17 protein-coding genes are annotated in these 14,945 nt (G+C 61.7%); 8 read left to right on the plus strand and 9 right to left on the minus strand.

Annotation, left to right across the window (positions count from 1 at the left end; genetic code table 11):
* Window positions 1-31: 31 nt before the first annotated feature.
* The 3 genes from GYH35_RS16555 (at window position 32) to GYH35_RS16565 (ending at window position 3,017) form a co-directional block, all read left to right on the plus strand.
* Window positions 32-859, plus strand: a complete 828-nt coding sequence (locus GYH35_RS16555) for an MBL fold metallo-hydrolase (RefSeq protein WP_161811021.1) — start codon at window positions 32-34, stop codon at window positions 857-859.
* Between the two features lie 10 nt (window positions 860-869).
* A complete protein-coding gene (locus tag GYH35_RS16560) occupies window positions 870-1,718 on the plus strand; it encodes an MBL fold metallo-hydrolase (RefSeq protein ID WP_407700219.1) in 849 nt (282 codons plus the stop codon).
* Window positions 1,719-1,937: 219 nt separating this feature from the next.
* Window positions 1,938-3,017, plus strand: coding sequence for a phosphotriesterase family protein (locus GYH35_RS16565; protein ID WP_161811023.1), 1,080 nt, complete (start codon window positions 1,938-1,940; stop codon window positions 3,015-3,017).
* 97 nt (window positions 3,018-3,114) lie between these two features.
* On the opposite strand, the gene GYH35_RS16570 is transcribed toward GYH35_RS16565, so the two are convergent.
* Window positions 3,115-4,089 (minus strand): J domain-containing protein, encoded by a 975-nt coding sequence (locus tag GYH35_RS16570; RefSeq protein WP_161828986.1) that lies wholly within the window; start codon window positions 4,087-4,089, stop codon window positions 3,115-3,117.
* A gap of 286 nt (window positions 4,090-4,375) precedes the next feature.
* Between GYH35_RS16570 and GYH35_RS16575 the strand changes: the two genes are divergently transcribed.
* Window positions 4,376-5,005 (plus strand): PKD domain-containing protein, encoded by a 630-nt coding sequence (locus GYH35_RS16575; RefSeq protein ID WP_161811025.1) that lies wholly within the window; start codon window positions 4,376-4,378, stop codon window positions 5,003-5,005.
* Window positions 5,006-5,023: 18 nt separating this feature from the next.
* On the opposite strand, the gene GYH35_RS16580 is transcribed toward GYH35_RS16575, so the two are convergent.
* Genes GYH35_RS16580 through GYH35_RS16600 form a run of 5 tightly spaced genes read right to left on the minus strand, consistent with a single transcriptional unit; the run spans window position 5,024 to window position 6,931 of the window.
* Entirely contained in the window at window positions 5,024-5,503 is a 480-nt protein-coding gene (locus GYH35_RS16580) for a DUF1801 domain-containing protein (RefSeq protein WP_202624369.1), read from the minus strand.
* Complete coding sequence (locus tag GYH35_RS16585; protein ID WP_161811026.1) at window positions 5,500-5,703, minus strand: hypothetical protein; 204 nt, start codon at window positions 5,701-5,703, stop codon at window positions 5,500-5,502. Before GYH35_RS16585 ends, GYH35_RS16580 begins: the two co-directional genes overlap by 4 nt.
* Window positions 5,704-5,731: 28 nt before the next feature.
* On the minus strand, window positions 5,732-6,181 hold the full coding sequence (locus GYH35_RS16590) for a DUF1801 domain-containing protein (protein ID WP_161811027.1): 450 nt from the start codon (window positions 6,179-6,181) through the stop codon (window positions 5,732-5,734).
* Between the two features lies 1 nt (window position 6,182).
* Window positions 6,183-6,611 (minus strand): SRPBCC family protein, encoded by a 429-nt coding sequence (locus GYH35_RS16595; protein WP_161811028.1) that lies wholly within the window; start codon window positions 6,609-6,611, stop codon window positions 6,183-6,185.
* Entirely contained in the window at window positions 6,608-6,931 is a 324-nt protein-coding gene (locus GYH35_RS16600) for an ArsR/SmtB family transcription factor (protein WP_129647457.1), read from the minus strand. The genes GYH35_RS16595 and GYH35_RS16600 overlap by 4 nt, the downstream gene beginning before the upstream one ends.
* Before the next feature lie 131 nt (window positions 6,932-7,062).
* Between GYH35_RS16600 and GYH35_RS16605 the strand changes: the two genes are divergently transcribed.
* From GYH35_RS16605 to GYH35_RS16615, 3 genes are all read left to right on the plus strand, one after another.
* Entirely contained in the window at window positions 7,063-7,422 is a 360-nt protein-coding gene (locus tag GYH35_RS16605) for a hypothetical protein (protein ID WP_161828987.1), read from the plus strand.
* 88 nt (window positions 7,423-7,510) lie between these two features.
* Window positions 7,511-8,875 (plus strand): alpha/beta hydrolase family protein, encoded by a 1,365-nt coding sequence (locus tag GYH35_RS16610; protein ID WP_161828988.1) that lies wholly within the window; start codon window positions 7,511-7,513, stop codon window positions 8,873-8,875.
* Window positions 8,876-8,941: 66 nt separating this feature from the next.
* A complete protein-coding gene (locus GYH35_RS16615; RefSeq protein WP_161828989.1) occupies window positions 8,942-10,966 on the plus strand; it encodes a PhoX family protein in 2,025 nt (674 codons plus the stop codon).
* Here GYH35_RS16615 and GYH35_RS16620 read toward each other — a convergent pair whose 3' ends face one another.
* Window positions 10,967-12,061: a DUF3187 family protein gene (locus GYH35_RS16620; RefSeq protein WP_161828990.1), complete on the minus strand. Its 1,095-nt coding sequence runs from the start codon at window positions 12,059-12,061 to the stop codon at window positions 10,967-10,969.
* Between the two features lie 29 nt (window positions 12,062-12,090).
* On the minus strand, window positions 12,091-13,506 hold the full coding sequence (locus GYH35_RS16625; RefSeq protein ID WP_161811033.1) for an FAD-binding oxidoreductase: 1,416 nt from the start codon (window positions 13,504-13,506) through the stop codon (window positions 12,091-12,093).
* Window positions 13,507-13,553: 47 nt separating this feature from the next.
* On the opposite strand from GYH35_RS16625, the gene GYH35_RS16630 reads away from it, so the two are divergent.
* A complete protein-coding gene (locus tag GYH35_RS16630) occupies window positions 13,554-14,690 on the plus strand; it encodes a DSD1 family PLP-dependent enzyme (protein ID WP_202624370.1) in 1,137 nt (378 codons plus the stop codon).
* On the opposite strand, the gene GYH35_RS16635 is transcribed toward GYH35_RS16630, so the two are convergent.
* On the minus strand, window positions 14,665-14,945 hold a 281-nt coding region (locus GYH35_RS16635; RefSeq protein WP_161828991.1), incomplete at its 5' end, for a hypothetical protein. The two genes, GYH35_RS16630 and GYH35_RS16635, sit on opposite strands and share 26 nt — an antisense overlap.

Below are 14,945 nucleotides of genomic sequence, written 5' to 3' on the forward strand. Positions count from 1 at the left end.
GATGGCGCCATCGAACCAACCGGGGATCATCGTGAGATTCGAAGAGCTGAGCTCCAACGTACTGATGTTCGTCGGCGACGAGTATGAGTCGGTCGCCACTGCATTCCTCGACGGAGACGATGTACTGCTGGTCGACTCGCTCGGCAGCGTTGCAGACGCGCACTGGTTGCGTCGTGTTTTGTGCGAGGACATGGGTAAGAAGGTGCGTGCCATCGCGGCCACGCACTTCATGAGCGATCACATCGCCGGAATGTCACTTTTTCCGGACGCGCTTACGATCGCACACCGGCATCATCGCTTCACCTTTCTTTCGCAGAACCGGCGGGTCGATGAGCTCTACCGTGAGCCCCAGCTGATGTTCGACAGCTCGATGACGCTACGCTGGGGCCAGCACGAGCTGTGCTTCCTGCACAATCCAGGCAAGACCATGGACCACGTCAGCGTGGATGTGGCCAGCGCCGATCTGATTTGTGCCGGCGACAACATCGTCGGCAACATCATCTATCTCTCCAAGGCGGATCCCGCGCTGATCCGTGCCGCGATCGGCCGGCTGCGGCAATTCAAGAGGAGCACGGTCGTCGGCGGGCACATGGGGAGGTTTCCGGCCGTCGTCCTGGACAACGCGGTCCACTACCTGGACCGACTGCGAGAGGCGGTGGTTCGGATTCGCGCCGATGCCTCGCCTCAGGAGGTCGATGAGCGCATCGCCTCGATTCGAATCGAGGCGTGCCTCGCGCCTCGGGTCGAGCCGGCAGCCTTCGAGCGCCAATGGCATCAGCACAACCTGGAGGTCATCGTTGCGCAGTCGGTGTTCGCGTTCGACACGGCGATCGCATCGAGGGGCGCCACGCATGAATAGGGACATCAGGATGTTTCGCCGTGGCATCCGGCGCCGGGAATTCGTGCTCGCTTGCGGCGGTCTGGCGGTAGCTGGACAGATGCCAGGTGCGCCTGCCTCCGCGGCTGGCGTTGGAGAAGGCTTGCGCATTCAGCGTCTGGCGTGGGCGGGCATTCGCCTGCAATTGCCGCAGGCGACGTTGTTCATCGACCCGCTGATCAACCCCGATGCGTGGGGAGCCTCACTCAAGGATCCGCTGATTCCTGTCGCCGATGCTGTCGGTGATAGTTATGTGCTCGTCACTCATGCGCATCCAGATCATTTCGATGCCAAGGCCGCCGCTGATGCCTTGAGCAACGGCGGCGCTCTTGTTTACCCGGTGGGAACGAATCCGCTGCCGCTGCCTGTTCCTCGAAACGCACGCGCGCGTCCGGCGGCACTCTGGGAGCCACAGCTGCTCGGCGATTTCACTGCCACCGCCGTGCCCGCCTCGGATGGCTATGGCGACCCGCAAGTATCTTGGGTTGTCTCGGCCGCGGGGCGTCGCATCTTTCATGGTGGCGACACACTTTGGCATGGACACTGGTGGCGTATCGGTCGTCAGTTCGGCCCATTCGATGCTGCATTTCTGCCGGTCAATGGTGCGCGCTTCGGCTGGCGCAAGCCGGTCAGCGATCTGCCGGGCGTGTTGACGCCCGAGCAGGCCGTGGCAGCAGCGATCATCCTCGGCGCACGCCGCGTAATTCCGATTCACTACGGCATATCGGGAACCGCAGAGTACGTCGAGGTCGAGGATCCGATCGGCCGCTTACTCTCGGCTGCGCGCGAGAAGTCTCTGGAAATTCAGACGCTGGCGCCAGGTGCCTGGGTGGAGTGGTGATGCCGACTCTGCATCCTGCGCATTCACAATGGGCTTTCAGGTCAATCTAGCGTGGCTGTATAAGATCAGTATAGAGTTCCGCGGCCGAAAGCATCCGGTGTCGAATAAGAGCTGCTGCGGCACACCGCTGTTTGCTTCGGAGCGGGAGCATAAGGACGGAGCTGGCTTGCCGGTGCTGAAAAACTTGGTGACCATGTCCGCTTCATACGGAGAGCCGTCGTGACGACCAGGCGAGACTTCCTGATGCAAACAACGGCTGCCGGTCTCTTGGCGGTGGAATGCTTTCAGGTCGCGCACGCGTCGAACGCTGACGCCAACACAGATGCGGCCAGGCTCGCGCGTGCTGGCGTCGTTCAAACTGTCCTAGGACCGCTAGATGCATCGAAGCTCGGCTTCACTTTGACCCATGAGCACTTGGGCAGCGGGGCAGAAGAAATCTTCGGCAGCAGGGCGAGCTCCGTAGCCGATGCCGTCGACAAGCTCAAAGCGGCGAGGGATGCAGGCATCGAGACCATTATCGATGTCACTACCTTCGACATCGGCCGCGACATTCGCTACCGCGAAGAGATCTCACGCAAGTCTGGAATGCAAATCGTGGCGGCCACGGGTCAGCATTTCTTTGCACCCGACTCCTACAATGCACGAACCGTGGAAGAGATCGCCCAGCTCTTCATCCGGGAAATCGACCAAGGCATCGACGGCACAGACATCAAGGCGGGCGTAATCAAGGTAGCAGCTCGCGATGACACCATGACGCCCGCCGAAGAGAAAGTTTTCAAGGCGGCGGCGCGCGCCAGCAAGGCTACCGGGGTTCCCATTGCAACACATACGAATTCACATCGCCGCGCCGGTGAGAAGCAGGCGGAACTCTTCGAAGCCGAGGGCGTGAGTCCCGCAAGAGTATCGCTCGGCCACAGCGACGATACGGATGATATGAATTACCTCCGCGGTCTCGCCAAGCGTGGCTACACGCTTGGCATGGATCATACATTCTGGGGAATGGCTCCCGGGGCGACGTTGCCCTGGCAAAAACGGGCAGGCTGCATCAAACAACTCATAGACGACGGCTTCGTCGACAGGATATTTCTCTCGAACGACTGGGTGCACGGCGACGTAGAGCGGGAAAAAGTCAACCCGGACGGTATGCTGTTTACGATTCGCAAGACGATTCCCTATCTGAAACAAATCGGCGTATCACAACGGGAAATCCAGATGATTACCGTTGAGAATCCTAAACGCTTCTTCAGTCGCCGCGAGGCGTTGGGTCATTCTTCGTTAGGGGGTCACCCGTCGCGCTGAACGAACGCTGCTGATGCGGCGTAATGCGGCTGTCTTATCTCAATGGCAGCTTCTTGCCGGAGCCGGACGGTCACGGTGGCAGCCTCGGCCCGGGTGGTCAGTACTCGCCGTCATCGTCGTCAAAGCGACGTAGACTTTTGAGCCACCGTTTTGTCGCGCTTTTGTTGGCGAGCACTTCGAGGAAGCCTTTCTGCTGATCGATATGCGCTCGCAATTCTCGCGAGCGCTGTTTACTGACCAGATGAAGACTCCGCGCGTCGATCGCGCTTCCCTGCGGCAGTCCATGATCGATGCGGAATGCGTCTTGGATCGATCGCAGCTCGGTCTTCATCGCTTCGAGCTGCTCAGAGAGCAGTCGGTTGAACTGCTGCAGCTTTTCACGGCTGAGCTTGCTTGCGTGATTCGGATCGATGAGCTCCAGACGCAGTTGTGCCTCGAGCAACGTCAACAGGTCGTTTGTCGCGTACGCACGGTTGATCTGTTGCATGAGCTCGTTCTTTTCGGCGCGCCGCGCCGCATCGGCTTCTCGATCCGGATGCACGGCGCTTGCGAGCTTGCGATAAATCTCTCTCAGAAGCTGCTTCGCGGTCTTTGCGCTGGCTTCGGCCCGCTTCTGTCCTCGCGACTTCCGACGCTCCGCCGAGCGCTCGCGCTCACGGGCTTCATCGTTCTTCATATGCTCGTAGATGTGCTCGACCAGATCCTCTTCAGACTCGATGTCGGCATCATCCAGATCGATGCCCATGTATTCCTTCGCATGCTGCTTCAAATCTTCAATTTCTTCTCGCTTTGATTCCTGGAAGGTCATCGGGCTATGGCGGTCGAAGACGTCACGGATCTCGAGATCGTCTGGATTGGCGTGCAGGAGGGCTTCCGCCGTCTGGCACGCGATCTCCTTCAGCGCGGCCTGGTCCGCTCTTGACCAGCCCTTGCCATCGAGCAGTCGATCGATCAGGAGAACGGTTTCGCGCGTAACCTGCTTGAGGGTCGCGCGCAGTGGATAGACGCGCTCGGCGTCAGACGTTCTGAATGAGGCGACCAGTTCGTTCCAATCGGCGCGTGCGCGCCGCATCGCCTCGATCTGATCGATGAGATATCGAAAGCGCTCTTGATCCGGCGTCGAAGGGCTGCGTGCAGCCGCTCGTGGAACGTGTAGGAGCGATTTTCCGGACATGATCGAGACAGTGCGCGACGGGGCGCGAATTGTCCGGGATTAGTGTTCGCGCCGCAAATCAAGCGTATATCGCCACACACGAAGAACGTAGGCTCGCCCGCTCTACGCATTACTGCCCCCTCCCAGATCTGATAGCACTCCAGTCAAGTGACTATTTGGTGGATCGGCTTACGGAGCGAAGGACATGCGGTACACGCCGTCGTTCTCGCGCCGCTGTGTGCTGCTGATCGCGATGATCAGCCCGGCGTTGATGGGTTCAGAGTTCAGGTGCGCCGCAGTCAGCAATCCGTCTGGGGCAACGGCTCGCATCGATCGGCTCGAGCCCATCGAGCCGCGAGTGGGCGACATCGTGCAAGCTACTGCCAGCGGCAGCGGCACGCCGCCACTGCAATTCGCGTGGGACTTTGGCGACGGCGGGACGCTGGTCTATGGTGGGCAGGCCGCCCATGTTTACACGGCTCCGGGAAGCTATCGCGTCACGCTCACTGTTTATGATGCGAGTGGCCACACCGCACGCGACGCGGAGCAGGTTACCGTTTCGGCTCGGGTGCCGCCTTTGATGCCCACTCTCGTGATGGTGTCTGACGCCATCGCAAACCAGCCGGTTGAATTCCTGGCACTGACGTTTGCAGTAGATGACCGGGCATTGAGCTATGACTGGACGTTCAGCGATGGGCAGGCAGCGATCGGGTCGCAGGCCGCTGTGATATTCCCGACCGCCGGCGTCTATCGGGCCTCGGTTGTCGTGACCGACGATGCCGGAGAGACCGCCGTCGCAGAAGTCGTCTTCGAGGTTGCGGATCCAGGCAGCTGAATCTGCTCTGAGCAGCCGCTACATCTTTTCGCCCGGCAGCGCGGCGGCTTGTTTGATCCAGCTCGTCAACTGGGCCTCGTCCAGGTCGTCGTCTTCGCGGATGTCGAAGTAGCGCACGGCGGGATATTTGCTGAGGCCAGGCGGAGGCGGCTTCAGCGATGAGCCGCGGAAGAAGGTCAGCTTCACGTACTTATTGAAGCAGTGGAAGCTGAGAAACCACAGATCGTGCTCCATGCCGTAGAACGGCGAGTTCCACTTCACTGCCTTGTGGACCTTGGGCACGTGCCTGGTAACGAGCGTGTCGATGCGTTTGCCCAGAGCGCTTTTCCAGCCGGGCATGGCGGCGATATAGGCCTGCACCGGCTCGTCGCCATAGCCTTTCGCGATCTGCGGGTTGCCGCCGGAGAGCAGGACGACTTTGTCGCCTGCTTTCGGCGCGGATTTGGTTTTGGCTCCAGCCGCCGGCTTCTTGCTCTTGGCTTTCGCCTTGGCAATCACGAGGGCTGCCTCGACTTGGCAAGGTACGGTTGCACGAACATATACAGGCCGGTGAACAGCAGCGGGATGAGCGGCACCAGCGCCAGGAAGCCGATCCAGGTCGCATCCGACTTCTGAAACATCGCCACGATGTTCGCGATCACGGCGATCGTGAAGGTGATGGACAACCAGCGATGGGTTTGGCGAATCCACTTGCTCAAGGGAAATCTCCTTTTAAACTTTTCTTCTTCAGCTTTTCGAGCTGTTGCGGGCCACGGCGGCCTTGATGAGTGTCTTGAACGCCCGCGCGTCGACCTGTTCACCTTCTTTGATGTCGATGGCCCGCCGCATGTTGCCTTCCAGGCTGGAATTGAACAGCTTGGACGGATCCGGAACGCTGGCGCCGCGCGCGAACGTGAGTTTCACGTGCGACTTGTACGACTCGCCGGTGCATATGATTCCATTGCGCGACCACACCGGGTTGCTCCACTTCCATTCTTCGACGATCTCGGGGTCCGCTTCGAGAATCAGCTCGCGCATCCGCGACAGCGTCTCGCCACGCCAGCCATTGAGCTCGCGAATCCGGGCGTCGATGAGCTGAGAAGCGGACTTGCCACTCTCGCTCGTGCCAGCAGCCTTAGAGGCAGCTTTCTTGGCCGTTGTTTTCGCTTTTGCGGTTTTCTTCGCGACGGGCGCCATATCAATTTACCTTTGCCAGAACCTGCTCGAGATTGCCGAGGAACTGTGCCCATCCGGCCTTCGCGCCGCCGTAGGCTTGCTTCTGTTCCTTGCGGAAGCCCGCCTGCTCGACTCGAAGATGTGTGCCTTTGCCGGTCGGGGTGAGCGTCATGGTCACCACGGTCTTGGTGTCGAACGCCGGGTCGTCGTGCGGGAAATTCCACGCGTAGGACAGCGTCTTGTGCGGTTCGAGAGCAAGCACTTCACAAGCCAGCACGCCGCCCCAGTCGCCGCGCAGGTTGAATTTGTGACCGACGACGGCCTGGAAATCGTTCTTCATCAGCCACTCTTCGATCAAGTGTTGCTGAGTGAGCGCGCGCCAGACCTTTTCCGGTGGAAACGGCAGCTCCCGTTCGACGACGGCAACGAGGGTCTCGGCGGCGGTACTCATTGATCCATCCTCTTCAACAAATCTTCCAGCCGGTTGAACCGGCTTTCCCAAAAACCCGCCATCTGGCGGGTCCAGTCGATCAGCGGGCTCAGGGCGCCGAGCTGCGCGCTGTAATGGGTCTGGCGACCTTCCTGGCGGTCGCGGACCAGGCCGGCGAGCTTCAGCACGCCGAGATGTTTCGACACGGCCGGTTGCGAAATCCCGGCATGCGCGGTCAGCGCGCCGACCGTCTGCTCACCTTCACGGCACAATTGCTCGAAGATCTCGCGCCGGGTCGGGTCGGCGAGCGTTCTGAACAGCACATCGTGAGGGTTCGACATGATCGATAACCAGCTGGCTATGGGTCGATATATAACCAGCTGGCTATGCGTGAGTCAACCCCAGGCCCACCTTGACGCCTTCCGACAGAGCTAGCACATTGCTGCGAGCCGCTATCGTGCGAGGGCCTGAGATGAATTTCGCGCCGTATTACATTCGCCGACACCTCGGTTGCGCCGCTCTGCTCGCCGGGGCAATCGCGTTGAGCGGCTGTCAAACGACGCCGACGTCGGCGCTCTCCAAGCCGAGGCTGCGTATCCTTCAATCGGAGCCCTTGAAGGTTGCGGACAACTGCGACGCCAGCGGCAGCTATTTTGTCGAATTCACCGTGATGAGCGACGGCCGCACCGACGACATCAAGGCCAGCGCCGGCCCGGCTTGCATACAGGAAGCGTTGACGGCCTGGGTCAGTTCGTTCCGTTACGAGGCGCCGGGGCAGGAAATTCCATCGGGCGTCGAGTGGCTGATGGTGACGGCTCAAAAAGGCTCCTAGACGAAGCGCCGACTCGCTTCGCAACCTTCCTCGAAATCGCCGCGTCCAACCGCCATGACGGCCCAGACCGGGTCGATGTGGGGATGGCATGCGAAAGAAAATCTGGTGGCTCACCGCGGCGGCGTTGTTACTGATCGGCGTGGCGTTGCTTGTTCTCAATCGCGAGCAACCGGCCGACACTCGTTATACCGGCGCATATAGATTCGACGATGGCACGCTGGTAGTCGTCGGCCCGCGCGACACCGCCGATCTGCGCTTCAAGCTGATGAATGGCGAGACGGGCGCACTCTGGCCCACCGATGAGCATGGCAACTTCGAAGGCGGCACGGGCTGGGCCGAGCGAGCGCCAGTCACGAATCGTGTGCAGTTTCAGCGGAACAGCGCGGGCGATGTCACTGCGCTGACGTGGCAGCGAGTCGGCGACGACAAATCACCAAGCGGTGATGCGATACGTCTGCCCCTGCGGCAGCAGATCGTCACGTTTCCCAGCGGCGAGCTCACCTTGCGCGGCAAGTTGATACTGCCCGAAGGGCAAGGGCCGTTCCCGGTCATGATCACGGTGCACGGCTCCGAAGATTACAGCGCCGTGGATCACTACTCCGATCCATACATTTACGCCGCCAACGGAATCGCAGCGTTTGTCTACGACAAGCGCGGCACTGGCGGTTCGGAAGGAAGCTACACGCAGAATTTCCATGTGCTTTCCGACGACACCGTCGCTGCCGTCCAGTACGTGCGCAAGCGGCCGGAGATCGACGGCGACAAAGTGCATCTCGCCGGTTACAGCCAGGGCGGCTGGATCGCGCCGCTGGCAGCGCAGAAAGACGGCCATATCCGCAGCATCTTCGTCGGCTATGGCGTCGCCGTGCCGGTGCTCGGCGAAGATCGGTGGGGCTATGTGTACGCGCTCCAGCAGCGCGGTTTTGGCGAGAAAGAGATCGCTGAAGTGGATGGCGTCGCTGCCATCCTCGCCGACATCTTCGATCGCGGCGAGAACCGCTGGTCCGAGCTCTCTCGAGCACTGAAGGAATCGCGCAGCAAGCCCTGGTTCGAAACCGCGAAGCACAGCGACTCCATCTTCGGGGCGATCGTCGGCGCCGAGATGCCGCTGTGGGTCGTGCGCCCGTATCTGTGGTGGAAGTATGGCCGCAACGATCCGCCGTTCATCGATCGCCTGTATGACCCGGCGCAGACGCTCGCGCAGCTCGACGTACCGAGCTTGTGGGTCTTCGCTGGCAAGGATTCGAGCGCGCCGACGCAATGGAGCGTCGACGCGCTGAGCAAGCTGCAGGCCGACAACAAGCCTATCGAATATTTCATCTACCCCGACGCCGAGCACGGCATTACGCGCTTCCGGCAAAAGGATGACGGCGCGCGAGTCACGCTCGGCTTCGAAGACGGCTACTACCGCCAGCAAGTGGAGTGGTTCCGCAAGCAAAGCGGCTTGCTGTAATACGAATGCAGTGGAATTGGAGTACGCTGCGGTGTTCTCAGCCGCAGCTATCGATGTCTACTGCTCATGACCCGCCGTGCCCCCGATGCTCCTCTCTTCGAAGACCTGCTCGCGCAACGACTGACTCGCCGCCAGGTACTGCAAGCGGGCGCCGCGATCGCGCCGATGGCCCTGGCCGGATGCGCGCCATTTGCGACATCCGATGCGAACGCTTCGAAGACCGCCTCGCTCGGCTTCAAGGCGATTCAAGGCAGCAAGGCGGACGCCATCGTCCTGCCTCCGGGCTACAGCTACGACGTGGTGATTCGCTGGGGCGAGAGTCTGTTCTCTTCGGTGCCCGATCTCGATGCGACCAAGCTCGACGCCGGCACGCTGTTCGAGCCCACGGCCGCCTTACATCAGCGCAGCCAGTTCGGGCAGAACTGCGACGCCATCCATTTCTTTCCACTGAACGGTCGCAGCGATCACGGCGTGCTGTGCGTGAACAACGAGTACACGGATGACGCGCTGATGTTTCCCGGTCATCCGGGATTTCGCGGCCTGCGCGGCGCTGTGAGCCGCGCGTTTGTCGAACAGTATTCGCAAGTCGTCGCGGTCTCCAAGGCGGCGCAAGGGGTGTCGATCGTCGAGGTCAAGCGCGAACGCGGTCGCTGGCGATTCGTGAAGGACTCTCGTTACAACCGTCGCATCACTGCGGACACGCCCATCGATATCGGCGGGCCGGCGCGCGGCGCAGCGCTGATGCAGACGAAAGACGACCCGGCGGGTGAGCGTGCGTTCGGCACATTCGCGAATTGCGCCGGTGGCGAAACGCCGTGGGGCACTTACCTCACCGCCGAAGAGAACATTCAGGATTACTTCGCCAATCTGGATCAGCTGAAGGCGCGCAACGACGTCGATCCGTTCATCGTCGAATCGCATCGGCGCTTCCGCATGTGGAAGGCGCAGTCGCTATACAACTGGGACATGGCCGATTCCCGCTTCAACCTGGCGGTCGCGCCGACGGAGCCGTTCCGCTTCGGCTGGATCGTCGAGATCGATCCGCTCGATCCCACCGGCACACCTGTCAAGCGAACCGCATTGGGTCGTTTCGCGCACGAGGGTGCGAGTCCGGTGATTGCCCGGAATGGCCGCGTTGCCGTCTACATGGGCGACGACGACAAGTTCGAGTACGTCTACAAGTTCATTTCGAACGGACGCTTCGATCCGAAGAACCGCGCGGCCAATCGCAACTTGCTGGATCAGGGCACGCTGCATGTGGCGCGCTTCGATGCCAGTGGCAAAGGGCAGTGGTTGCCATTGGTGTTCGATCCGAAGGGGCCGCTCAATGCCGCCGCCGGATTTCGCGATCAGGCCGACGTGCTGATCAAAGCGCGCATGGCTGCATATCTGCTCGGCGCGACACCTATGGATCGTCCGGAAGATGTCGAAGCGAACCCGACGAGTGGCCGCATCTACATCGCATGCACACGAAATGAGAACCGCACTGTCGAGCCGGGCACCGTGACGTATGGTGGCCGCGAGGTCGACACAAGGCCCAACGCCGCGAATCCGCGCGGCGCGAACAACTTCGGTCACATCATCGAGATCGCCGAGGCGGGCGACGATCACACGTCCCTGGAGTTTTCCTGGGAAGTGTTCCTGCTGGCGGGCGATCCTTCCGGCGACCGCTTGATCACCGATCTGGGCCGCATCAAGCCCGACAGCGTCTACTATGCGGGCTACGCCAACGCCGAGGATCTCAGCCCGATCGGCTCGCCCGACAACATCGGTTTCGACCGCGCCGGCAACTTGTGGATGGTGACCGACGACACCCAGCCGGGCGTCAGCAATAACGGCTGCTGGGCAATGCCGACGACCGGCCCGAATCGCGGTCGCTTGCAACAGTTCATGAGCGGCCCGGTCGGTTGTGAAGTGTGCGGCTGTCAGTTCTCGCCGGATGACGAAACGCTCTTCATCAGCATTCAGCACCCCGGCGAGGGCGGCACGACCGCCGAGCCGCGCAGCCACTGGCCGGACGGCGGCACGAGCCAGCCGCGCGCCAGTGTGATCGCGATTCGCAAAGACGGCGGTGGCGTCGTCGGCAGCTGATCAGCGCCGCGCGATCGGGAAGTAAGCGAGCCCGAGTTGCGCGCCGATGTCGGGCGTATTGCTGAAGTTGGAGATATTCTCGGTGATCGCGAGGCTCCACTGCACATGTCCGACGCGCTGTTGCAGACCGATGCTCAGCTGATATTTGTTCTCGGTCAGCTCCTCGACGTCTTCGGCATCCTGCACGGTGCTTCGGCTCGCGTACGCTTGCAGGATGGCCGTGGTGTTTCGAGTGATGCCGAAGCCGTAGCCGAGTAGTGCCGTGGGAATGATCTGATGCTCGTCAGCCGGTGTTTCCGGGCCGCCGGCGTAGTACACGGCGCTGCCGGCAATGTAGGCGGCATGTCGGCCCCAGGTTCGTTGCAGCGTCAGCTGTGTGCCGTAATCATCGCGCCCCGTCGACAACAGGAACCGTTCGCCGTCGATGGCGAATTTGGCCGCCAGCTCGAAGACGACGTCCCAGCCGTAGCGTGGCTCGGGCAGCGAATAACGGAAGCCGAACACGGGGTCGCCCCAGCCGCCCGGCGTCTGTGCGAGTTGTGAAAAACTCGCGCCGCGCACGTTGTAGACCATCTGAAATTGATTGCGTGCGACCAGGTCGCGGCCTTGCTGGCTGAACCCGACTGCGTCGTGGAACGATTCGATGGTGTTGTCGAGCACGCCGCGGCCGTAGCCGATGTACGGCAGGCTCACATACGACGTCCACCAGGTGCTCAGACGCTTGTGGATCACCGCGTCGATCAAGCCGACTTCGGCATCGACGTAGTACGCGTCGCGGCCCATGCTGAGGATCTCATCCGCGTCGGCGCGGCTCAGAGGCTGCCGAATTGCATTGCGAGTCTCGAGATACTCACGCACGTTGTCGCTCATCACGAAGGTGTTCTGATAGGCGGTCAGCACCTCGACGGCAAAGCTGTCCTGACGGGCGTCCACGGTGTGTGCGGGCAGCATGTCGAGACGAAACAATCCAAACGGCGTGAGATCGCGCCCGCGGAGCAGGCCGGGATGATTCCATTCGTCCTGGTCGGCCGCGGATGCTGCCGATCCGCAGAAACAAATGACCAGCAGCGCGAAGCAACCTCGACCTGCGGTCATTTGTCAGCTCCTTCTGGTGATATATCTCCCTACAGCACCTTGCCAGGATTCATGATGCCGTTCGGGTCCAGCGCCTGTTTGATGGCGCGCATGACTTCGATCGCGACCGGCGGCTCGTAGCGAACCAGTTCCTCGCGCTTGAGCCTGCCAATGCCGTGCTCGGCGCTGATGCTGCCGCCATAGCGCGCGATCAGATCGTGCACTGCCCGGTTAATGTTCGGCGCCAGGCGCAAAAACGATTCATCGTCGCTGTCGATCGGGCGGCTGATGTTGAAATGCAGATTGCCGTCGCCCAGGTGGCCGTAGGAAACAATCCGACCTTTCGGCGATAGGGCACGCACCAGTTGGGAAGCTTCGACGATGAACCGCGGCAGCTCGCTGGTGGTCACGGACACGTCATGTTTGATGCTGGCGCCGATGTGCCGTTGGGCTTCGGGAATGGTTTCTCGCAGCCGCCAGAACATTTCTCGCTGGGATTCGCTGGCGGCGAGCGCGGCGTCCGAGATCTCGCCTTGTTCCATCGCGGCGGCCAGCTCGGCCTCGATGGCCTCGCGCATCGATTCAGCCTGACGGCCCATCCCGATCTCGAGCAGCACGTACCAATCGTGACCCTGGTCGAGCGGGTTGGCTGTGTTTGGAATGTATTCGAGCACCAGCTCGAGCGCGGTGCGCGGGATCAGCTCGAAGGTCGACACGGCGTCGCCAGTGAATGTGCGCAGCCGGGATAGTAACGAAACGGCGCGCTGTGGGTCGGTAAGGCCGACGAAGGCTGTGACATTGGACGCCGGTCGCGAAAACAGTTTGCAGGCCGCTGCGGTGATGACGCCGAGTGTGCCTTCGGCGCCTATGAATAGATTGCGCAGGTCATAGCCCGTGTTGTCCTTGCGCAGAGGCTTGAGATTGTCGAGCACGCGGCCGTCGGGCAGCACGACTTCGAGGCCCAGAATCAGATCTCGCATCATTCCGTACCGGAGCACGGCGGTGCCGCCGGCGTTCGTCGAGAGATTGCCGCCGAGCTGGCAGGAACCTTCCGAGCCCAGGCTCATGGGGAACAAACGATCCACCGAGGCCGCCGCGGCCTGCACTTCCGCCAGCACACAGCCCGCTTCGGCGATCATGGTGTAGTTCAAGGGGTCGATGGCGCGGATCCGCCGCATCCGTGCGAGCGATAGCACGATCTGCGAGCCATCTTCGCTCGGCGTCGCTCCACCGCAATAGCCGGTGTTGCCGCCCACTGGCACGACGCCGACGCGCGCCTCGTTGCACATCCGCATGATGGCGGACACCTGATCGGTGCTCTCCGGTCGCAGGACCAGAGGTGTCGCGCCCCGATACAGTTTGCGATGGTCGACGAGGAAAGGCTCGATATCCGCCGCCTGTTCGAGATAGCCCTGCGGACCGACGGCGCGGCGGAGATCGGCGAGCAGGGAGCGGGTGATGCTCATGAGGTAAGCTTAACTCCAATGGCATTCGCCGCGCCCGGGGACGATCGATGCTGGATGACGTGCGCTTACATCAGGCCCTGATCGGGCAACCCGGCTCGCGAGCCAGGCTCAATACGCCGGCGCTGGTCGTCGATCGCGACGCCCTGGATAGAAACATCCGCCGGATGGCCGACCTGGCCCGCAAACACGGCGTGGCCTTGCGGCCGCACGCCAAAACTCACAAGAGCGTCGACATCGCGAAGCTGCAGATCGCCGCCGGGGCGGTGGGCGTGTGCTGCGCGAAGCTTGGCGAGGCAGAGGCGCTCGCGGAGGGCGGGGTTGAGTCCATTCTGATCACCTCGCCGGTGGTTGCGGCTCCGGCCCTGGCGCGCTTGAAGGCGTTGAACGAGCGCATGCGCGATCTGGCCGTGGTGGTCGACAACCCGGCGAATGTCGCGGCACTGGCGACGGTGGTCACACGGCCGCTCAATGTACTGATCGATGTCGATCCGGGTATTCACCGCACCGGCGTGCCGTCTGCGGCTGCGGCGGTCGAGCTGTTCAAGGTCATCGAGCAGCACAAGAAGTTGCGCTATCGAGGCGTGCAGATGTACTGCGGCCGTCAGCAGCACATCGCCAGCTACAAAGAGCGAACCGACGCCATCAGCGAGCGCATGGATTACTTGAAGTCCGTCATCGCGGCATTGAAAGCGCAGGGCGGGGCGCCTGAGGTGGTAACAGGTGCGGGTACCGGAACGCATCACATCGACGCATTGCTCGGCGTGCTCAACGAGTGGCAGGTCGGGTCGTATGCGTTCATGGATCGCCAGTACGCCGAGTGCGATCTGGCGAATCAGCCCGCCGTTCCTTACGAATATTCCCTGTTCGTGGATGCGACAGTCGTGAGCGCCAATACGCCTGGCCGGGCGACGATTGACGCTGGCTACAAGGCGTTTGCTACCGATGGCGGAGTGCCGGTCGTGCTGAGCGGGGCGCCGAAGGGAAGCGTGTATCAGTTCATGGGCGACGAGCACGGCGGCATCGTCGATCCAGAGTCGAAGCATGTCTGGACGATTGGCGACAGCATGCGATTGGCTGCGCCCCACTGCGATCCGACGGTGAATTTATACGACGCGTATCACGTTGTTAGCGGTGAGACGCTCGTTGCGATCTGGCCGATTACTGCTCGGGGTCGGTCACGCTAGCAGCGGCCGTGTCTTCGGTCAGGACGCTCCATTCGCCATCCTCGACCAAAGCATGCAGCTCATCGGCTGAAACGGTACGGCTGGCGACGACTTCATCGCCGTCGAGCAGGCACACGAACCTGCTCTCCGGCCCATCGCCAGCCTTGGCAACGAAGGGCCTGGCAGTGCCGCCGATTAAATGTTCCTCGCCGTAACGCTCATCGACCGTGACATCGAATCGATACCGCAGCTCGAACGCCTTGGTATCGAGCAGAT

The organism is Steroidobacter agaridevorans, assembly GCF_009932555.1.
Taxonomy (GTDB): domain Bacteria; phylum Pseudomonadota; class Gammaproteobacteria; order Steroidobacterales; family Steroidobacteraceae; genus Steroidobacter; species Steroidobacter agaridevorans.